We start from the raw sequence: 7,153 nt of genomic DNA on the forward strand, positions 1-7,153 counted from the left end.
ATCCACACATTGCTAGGTCATCTTCAGGAGGTTTCTTATATTAATACGCCTCAGATTTGTATCATTATTTTTATAAAATTTTCTTTTCAAGAATTTTTCCATTATGCGAATCAACTTTAATAACGACGTGATGTCCGAGTTTTGTGAATCCAATTTGATAAAATTCTTCCTCAGGATGAAAAACAGCATTCATTACTTTACCTTTCTCCTCCTTTTCAGCTATTGCCATTGCTTCCACCTTTGATATATTATCCCTGTTCACTCCATTAGCGGCAATTTGTTCTTTATACTCCATAAATTGTATATTTCCGTTATTTTCAATTTGATTATTTTCTGAAATGGCACCTATGCCGACCGCTTTCCCCATAAAAACTAAACCAATCATACTTGTAAAGAATAATGTACGTATCATGAAATAAATCCTCCTCTGTTTTGCTGTTATTCATATAATAACTTGCGAAAATGAGGCCATTCGGATAATAAAATGAGAATTTGATGAGAAATGCGTGAGTGGATGTAAAGGTTAATGTTTTTCTTTTGTATAAAAGATGGGTGTCAGAAAAGTGAGGTTTTACAACGATTTGTATTTTGTTACTTATCTTATAGGTTAATGGAATAAGAAGAACTCAAGGCCGTCAATAAATGCTCTTTTTCTTTTTATTACATACAGAACATTTGTTCGTATACAATAATCTTAAAGGAGGCGATAATATGGCGGTTAGAGACCGAGGAATTATGAAATGGCAAGCCGCATTCAAATTGCCAGAACTAGCGAAAACTCAGTGGGATTTTTGGCGTGATAATGAACGGCAGGCTAAGCCAATCATTGACGAACATGAGGCGGAAGAATTCGAATTGCGGATTATTTACGCAATGGAGTACGGCCATTCGGTAAAACTAACTGTTTGGGATGACGGCTTTACTTTTGATATTACTGGCCGTGTTCATTACGTTGATCCCCCAAAATTGAAAGCTTATGGTATTGCTAGTATGTTTTTGTGAAAGATTACACTATAGGGGCAGAATTATATAAAAAAATTTTATGGTAAACCTAAACAAAGAAGAAATATTTGATAGTGAGGAATTGTATGAATACAATCAAGAAGCATAAGCCTAATAAAGTAAAAAAGATTTTACGAGGATTAATAATTATTATAGGTGGATTTTTAGCAGCATATGGACTTGAAGCGGTATTAATCCCAAACAATGTTTCTGATGGGGGTGTGACAGGTCTTAGTATTGTAGGTTCACAGCTATTGGGGTTACCCTTAGGTGCTCTTATTGCAGTTTTGAACATTCCTTTTATCTGGTTAGGATATAAACAAATTGGAAAAAGCTTTGCAATTTACTCGATTATCGGAATTGTTTCACTAGCTTTTAGTACGACCCTCATGCATCAAATCCCAACGATTATTGAGGGAGATACTTTGTTAGTTACCGTTGTTGGTGGGATTATCCTTGGACTAGGAATGGGGTTAGCATTGCGTAATGGTGGTGCATTAGATGGAATTGACATGTTAGCTGTACTACTTTCTCGAAAATTACCGTTTGGCACAAGTGATCTCATTCTGTTCTTAAATATGTTTGTTTTTATTTTCGTTTCAACTGTATTCAGTCTACAAGGAGCCATTTTGTCAGCAATTGCTTACTTTATTGCTTCTAAAGTGATTTCCATCGTTGAAGTAGGTTTAAGTGGCTCTAAAACCTTTAAAATTATTACATCTCAACCAGAATTAATGGTTGAGACCATACGTGATCGTTTAGGTCGAAGTGCAACGTATAAAGAAGCTTACGGAGCTTATTCTAATGAGAAATTTAAGGAAATTACATGTGTCATTAACCGCTTAGAAGAAAGTGAAATTAAAGAAATTATTAATGAAATTGACGAAATGGCCTTTGTTACGGTATATGACGTAGCAGAAGTTAAGGGTGGTAATTTTAGAAAGCAAAATATCCATTAGGTAAAAACCGGCCAATTTATTATGAATTTCCACAAAAAAATCACCTTTTTAGTTTTGTTAAGGGTAATTTTTTACTAGTTTAAGTAACGGGGGCGTTAGTTTTACAAGACATGTACTTATGATCTTCCACAATCAGGCGTGATTGCTAAACAAGAGCAATCGCTTTTTGTGCTTCGTTTTGCTGGTGGTACCCCTATTATTAAAAAATTTCTTGAAAATGTGGATTTAAAATAAAATTCGATAATTTATAAAAAAAATTGATCAAAAGTCCTGTATTGATATGCAGGGTTTTTGTTCCGCAATCGGCCAGGTTGTTGAGTAGCTTATTGTGCGAACGATGATATTTTGAAATTAATTATTGTTAAGCTAAAGAAGGGATAGTTATTAATAACAAAAACACCGGTGGTCGGTGTTTTTTGTAGTGGCTATTTTAAACGACTTATATCTTTGTTAGGTATTCATCTAATTGATCAAAGGTTCCAGAATATCCTTCCTGAGCCATCTCTATTGAATCCTCGAAGGTTTTGATCTCTTCCTCAGTCGGAGATACGGGAGCCACAATTATTGTAAGAGTTGTTTTACCTTCGTCCTCGGTTAACGTAATGGTATTCAGGGTTTCCATAGGCCAATTTGCGTCAAAGGGTGCACGTACAGTGTTACCTTCTTCATCAGAAAAGAAACTGGTGTAAACAATTTTCTCTGGTGCAATAATTTCACTGTATATAAATTTAACCCACATTACGTTGCCGTCAGCAGGTCTCTGGCTGTAGTGAAAGACACCGCCCGGACGGAAATCCGATTTAGAAACCTCGAATGTCCATCCTTTTGGCCCCCACCAATTAATTAGGTGTTCCGATTCAGTTAATGCCTTAAACACAAGTTCACGTGGAGCATTGAAAGTATGAGTGATTTTGATTTGAGTTGACATTGTGATTCCTCCAATAATTTTTGTTTTCAATTCTCTTTATTTTCTCTCTTTTGCTGATCCTCCAAATAATCCATCTCTTATTTTCTCAACTTCTTTTAATCAATATTCTTTCTGAATATACCTAAAAGGCAATATTGCTGTCGAGGAATATTTAAAATATATCTTCATCACAAATTATTACAGACTTTACTTAGGCTAACGGACTTTTGTGCAATATCATAGGCAACTATTTATCTAAAATTATTGTTGCACGATCTTCATCGATGGAGAATGCGTTATTTGAGTTTATGTATTTGACCGGCTGCCGAATTGGAGAAGTTGTAAAATTAAATCGAGATGATATTAATTTTCGGACGAATTTAGTTATTATACATGGAATAGGTGATAAAGAAAGGGAGGTATACTTTACTACCCGTTGTTCTATTTGGTTAAAAAGGTATTTAGATGAACGAGATGATGAAAAAAGAGTATTCATCCCCATCAACTAAGGCACAGCTATGCAACACATATGATTAATAAGGTGCGCCACTTGAAGTGATCCAAAGTTTACTTGGTCATGAGAAGAGCGAGACCACAAAAATATATGCTCAGTTGAGTGGCAAATTGAGACACGATTAATATAGTAAATATTTTTGAAATCTATATAAATTAAACTTTAATCGAAATTGAGGCGCGCATATAAATAGGCGTGTCTTTTTGTTATCGGGCCAATTAATTAAATAAAATCGAGGCCTAATTTCTATTATTAAAAGAAAATTAGGCTTTATAATTTTTATGACGGTAGTCCAATACATACTATATTACAAATATCAAATCACGACTCTAGCGCTGCAAGTACTTCCTCGGTCGTAGCCATTCGACTCATAAGTGGGAAGATAAACTTGATTGGGAATTCATGAGCTTCTATTGATGGAGCAGTCATAGCATCTGTTACAAAAATTTGATTGTAATTGTGTTGATATGCTTCACGAGCAGTTGTATCAACTCCAACATGGGTAGAGATTCCACCTAACACAATGGTTTCTATTCCACGTCTACGAAGTTGTAAGTCAAGATCAGTGCCAAAGAAAGCTCCAAAATGACGCTTTGTGACGATATGGTCTGTTGGTTGCACATTCAGTTCAGGAGGGAATTCAGCCCAATCTTCAGAAAGCTTAGGAGGCAATTGCATTTCTGCATTAGGATGCACCGCATCTTTTCCATCTAAAAAATCGACATGTACAAATGTGATAAATGCCCCTGCTCGACGAAATGCATCTACAAGTTGTGCTGCGTTACTAACAACTGTGGAAGGGTCGTAAGGTGCACCTTTTATACCAGTAATTCCTTTCTGTAGGTCAATAAGGACTAATGCTGTTTTTTCTGGTTGGATTTTTTTCATAAATAACACATCTTTCCTAAAATTAATTTTTCGAACACCTAGATCAGTGGAGAACATCGATAACAACTTTGCTTAATGCAAGGTAGTTAACGTGTGTGCTTTTTGTTTTGTTAGATAATAACCGTAAACGCCTAAAAATAGAACCATCGATAGTGCTGATAAACGATACATCATCGCATAGCTTGTCCAAGCAGCAATGACACCTAGTAGCATGGAACCTAGGCCAATTCCTAAATCAGTGGCTAATAATAGTGCTGCGATACCGGAACCACGATGATTGGGTGCAACGAGGCTGATGGTCCATGCTTGTAAAGAAGGTTGAATCGAACCGAAGCCAACTCCAAATACGAGGCCAGCCCCAATTAAGTCGAAAAGGGAGTTAGTATATGATATCCAGACTAATCCTCCTATCACAAAAAAAGCTCCGGATATACCAAAATCCATGTTGGTCCTTTTTGGTCAAAGATTTTACCGGATATCGGACGAATACTCCGTCTTTTTTTTTGGTACTAAACTAGTTTGTGAAAAGGCAACAATTTTAAACAGAGTAGTACGGGATATTGACAACCTAGGTAAGAAAAAATCAAAACGCGCTCAAGATTTATTAGATAGTTTAATACCAATGGGGATGCTTTTTGGTTGTGCTATCGGTGCAGTTTTTGGAATGTTTTTTCCAATCCCTCTAGTATTTACAGTTAGTCTAGGAGCTGGAATAGGCTATTTAATTGGATTTTTTGCTTATGAAATTTATAGTAAGAAAGGAAACAATCATTCATAAATAGCTATCTTCATGAAAAGGGCGCGATTATGGCAGAACACTTAGCTTTAAACGACTTTATTGTTATATTTTTAAGTGCATAGAAGCATTTACATCAAAAATTAAACAACTATATTTTAACCCCGTCCTAATTTAGTACGGGGTTATACTTGTTTTAGATTTTAAAATTAAATAATTTTATTGTCACTACACACGAGAAATTGGGCTTTTTTCTATTGGGATTTTCTTAACGAGGAATATAAACACTGTTTTTATGTACCCGTCTAACTAATTTCCATTTATCTCTTAAAAAGGGCATTTAATTTCGATTGTTATTGTATCCATAATAGTGTATCACACATAGTATAAACCATATAGTGTACGTCGTTTAGTATATAAAGTTGAGGTGGGTGAATGAGTACTTTACTGAATTCATTAATGATAGAGCTTAGGAGAGGAACGTTGACATTAGCCGTTTTAAGTCAATTGGGAACACCCCAGTATGGATATTCACTTGTTCAGTTATTGGAGGAATCAGGAATTAACATTGATCAAAGTACCTTATATCCATTACTTCGCCGTTTAGAAAAGCAAGAGTTAGTAACGAGCAGTTGGGATACATCTGAGAGCAGACCCCGTAAGTATTATGTTTTAAGTGAATACGGTTTAGAAATTTTTTTGCAGTTAAAAAAGGAATGGATTAAAAATTCAAAAGAACTTTATGGTTTATTAAAAGGGGATGAGGAAGATGAATTTAATTGAGGTTTATATTCAAGAAGTCACTCACAGGCTGCCTGATAAAACCCGAAATGATATTGCGTTGGAGTTGGAGTCAACAATTTATGATATGTTGCCCGAGGATTATTCGGAGGAGGACATTCACCGGGTCCTTGAAACATTAGGCAATCCGGCTATTCTAGCTAGTAAATATAATGAAAAACCAATGCATTTAATTGGTCCGAAGTATTATGATGTATTTGTCACATTACTGAAGTTGGTCATGCCGATTGCTGCCATTGTTTCATTCATTGCGATTGTAGCAGTAAAGTTTTTTAGTCCTGTAGAAGATAGTGCTGTATTAGCAACTGTTTTGGATATGATGTTGGAAGGAATAGGGCAAGTTATAAGCGTGTTGATTCAAACATTTTTTTGGTTTACTATCGTGTTTGCTATAATTGAACGTGTGGATGGGATAAAGGACAGCTCTCCATTATCTATGCGTTGGAAACCATGGTCACCTGATGATCTAAAGCATGTTATCTATGTTCCTAAGTATAAAGCGATTTGAACCAGAAGCTTTTATGAAATCTGCAAGATTAATTGGTGAAGTGTTAGGGCATTTAGACCAATATGTTGGAGATGAATTCCTCGAGTATCGATTAAGAAAGTTGATAGAAAAAGGCGATTTTGAGATGGAAGGGAGTTTAAAGGCGATGAGGTTTTATAGCGTTAGATTAAAACGGTGAATTCTTTAATGACGACTGCGATTTAATCTAATAGGAAAGAGGGGGTATAGATGAAATCAACAGATTTAAGCAACATGAGATTAAAACAGCTAGCTGTTTTTAATGGTCTAATATTATTTGCCCTTATCATCTTTTTCGTTATCATCAGCATTTATATGATCTAATTTGCACAGTTTTTCTTAGTTCTTGGGGTGTGGGCGTTCAATCAAGGAATGATAGGTTTGATAAAACCGCCCTATTGTACCGCTAGTGATGAAAAATCAAGTTCAAGGGCAAATAGAACCGCTCAATTGTACCGCTAGTGATGAAAAATCAAGTTCAAGGGCTAATAGGACCCCTCTATTGGACCGCTAGTGTTGAAAAATCAAGTTCAAGGGCTAATAGGACCGCTCTATTTGACTGCTAGTGGTGAAAAATCAAGTCCAAGGGCAAATAGAACCGCTCTATTGTACTGCTAGTGATAAAAAATCATGCTCAAAGGCAAATAGAACCACTCTATTGGACCGCTAGTGTTGAAAAATCAAGTTCAAGGTCTAATAGAACCGCTCAATTGGACCGCTAGTGATGAAAAATCAAGTTCAAAGGCTAATAGAACCGCTCTATTGTGTCAAGTCCTTGTTTTTGTGTAAATTCACCGGCAAGTGCTTTCAACCTAGACCC

General features: G+C 35.7%; 9 protein-coding genes and 2 pseudogenes. 7 read left to right on the plus strand and 4 right to left on the minus strand.

The window, feature by feature from the left end; all coding sequences use genetic code 11:
• Positions 1–70 precede the first annotated feature (70 nt).
• On the minus strand, positions 71–412 hold the full coding sequence (locus BGM26_RS04415; protein ID WP_217038511.1) for a PepSY domain-containing protein: 342 nt from the start codon (positions 410–412) through the stop codon (positions 71–73).
• 299 nt (positions 413–711) lie between these two features.
• Between BGM26_RS04415 and BGM26_RS04420 the strand changes: the two genes are divergently transcribed.
• Together BGM26_RS04420 and BGM26_RS04425 are read left to right on the plus strand one after the other, a co-directional pair.
• Positions 712–1,002, plus strand: coding sequence for a YolD-like family protein (locus tag BGM26_RS04420; RefSeq protein ID WP_254119006.1), 291 nt, complete (start codon positions 712–714; stop codon positions 1,000–1,002).
• 86 nt (positions 1,003–1,088) lie between these two features.
• The gene (locus BGM26_RS04425; RefSeq protein WP_217038513.1) at positions 1,089–1,961 is read left to right on the plus strand and encodes a YitT family protein; all 873 of its coding nucleotides are present in this window, start codon (positions 1,089–1,091) and stop codon (positions 1,959–1,961) included.
• A 439-nt stretch (positions 1,962–2,400) separates the two neighbouring features.
• On the opposite strand, the gene BGM26_RS04430 is transcribed toward BGM26_RS04425, so the two are convergent.
• Entirely contained in the window at positions 2,401–2,889 is a 489-nt protein-coding gene (locus BGM26_RS04430) for an SRPBCC domain-containing protein (RefSeq protein ID WP_217038514.1), read from the minus strand.
• Positions 2,890–3,146: 257 nt separating this feature from the next.
• Between BGM26_RS04430 and BGM26_RS04435 the strand changes: the two are divergent.
• Positions 3,147–3,507 (plus strand): annotated as a pseudogene (locus tag BGM26_RS04435) (tyrosine-type recombinase/integrase); the annotation flags it as partial.
• 196 nt (positions 3,508–3,703) lie between these two features.
• On the opposite strand, the gene BGM26_RS04440 reads toward BGM26_RS04435, so the two are convergent.
• A complete protein-coding gene (locus tag BGM26_RS04440; RefSeq protein ID WP_217040649.1) occupies positions 3,704–4,270 on the minus strand; it encodes an isochorismatase family protein in 567 nt (188 codons plus the stop codon).
• 72 nt (positions 4,271–4,342) lie between these two features.
• Entirely contained in the window at positions 4,343–4,684 is a 342-nt protein-coding gene (locus tag BGM26_RS04445) for an MFS transporter (protein WP_217038515.1), read from the minus strand.
• 28 nt (positions 4,685–4,712) lie between these two features.
• On the opposite strand from BGM26_RS04445, the gene BGM26_RS04450 reads away from it, so the two are divergent.
• The 4 genes and pseudogenes from BGM26_RS04450 to BGM26_RS04465 form a co-directional block, all read left to right on the plus strand.
• Complete coding sequence (locus tag BGM26_RS04450) at positions 4,713–5,048, plus strand: hypothetical protein (protein WP_254119008.1); 336 nt, start codon at positions 4,713–4,715, stop codon at positions 5,046–5,048.
• A gap of 393 nt (positions 5,049–5,441) precedes the next feature.
• A complete protein-coding gene (locus BGM26_RS04455) occupies positions 5,442–5,789 on the plus strand; it encodes a PadR family transcriptional regulator (RefSeq protein ID WP_217038516.1) in 348 nt (115 codons plus the stop codon).
• Complete coding sequence (locus BGM26_RS04460) at positions 5,776–6,315, plus strand: hypothetical protein (RefSeq protein ID WP_217038517.1); 540 nt, start codon at positions 5,776–5,778, stop codon at positions 6,313–6,315. The genes BGM26_RS04455 and BGM26_RS04460 overlap by 14 nt, the downstream gene beginning before the upstream one ends.
• A 7-nt stretch (positions 6,316–6,322) precedes the next feature.
• A pseudogene (locus BGM26_RS04465) lies at positions 6,323–6,493 on the plus strand (DUF3658 domain-containing protein); the annotation flags it as partial.
• Positions 6,494–7,153 lie beyond the last annotated feature (660 nt).

Origin of the sequence: Bacillus sp. FJAT-29790, assembly GCF_019039215.1 — a bacterium.
Lineage (GTDB): Bacteria > Bacillota > Bacilli > Bacillales > Cytobacillaceae > Cytobacillus.

Bases quoted from the DNA above. Each gene is read 5' to 3' on its own strand.
- BGM26_RS04460 (WP_217038517.1), top strand. From the start codon at position 5,776: ATGAATTTAATTGAGGTTTATATTCAAGAAGTCACTCACAGGCTGCCT.
- BGM26_RS04450 (WP_254119008.1), top strand. From the start codon at position 4,713: ATGTTGGTCCTTTTTGGTCAAAGATTTTACCGGATATCGGACGAATAC.
- BGM26_RS04440 (WP_217040649.1), bottom strand. From the start codon at position 4,270: ATGAAAAAAATCCAACCAGAAAAAACAGCATTAGTCCTTATTGACCTA.
- BGM26_RS04415 (WP_217038511.1), bottom strand. From the start codon at position 412: ATGATACGTACATTATTCTTTACAAGTATGATTGGTTTAGTTTTTATG.
- BGM26_RS04455 (WP_217038516.1), top strand. From the start codon at position 5,442: ATGAGTACTTTACTGAATTCATTAATGATAGAGCTTAGGAGAGGAACG.
- BGM26_RS04430 (WP_217038514.1), bottom strand. From the start codon at position 2,889: ATGTCAACTCAAATCAAAATCACTCATACTTTCAATGCTCCACGTGAA.
- BGM26_RS04425 (WP_217038513.1), top strand. From the start codon at position 1,089: ATGAATACAATCAAGAAGCATAAGCCTAATAAAGTAAAAAAGATTTTA.
- BGM26_RS04420 (WP_254119006.1), top strand. From the start codon at position 712: ATGGCGGTTAGAGACCGAGGAATTATGAAATGGCAAGCCGCATTCAAA.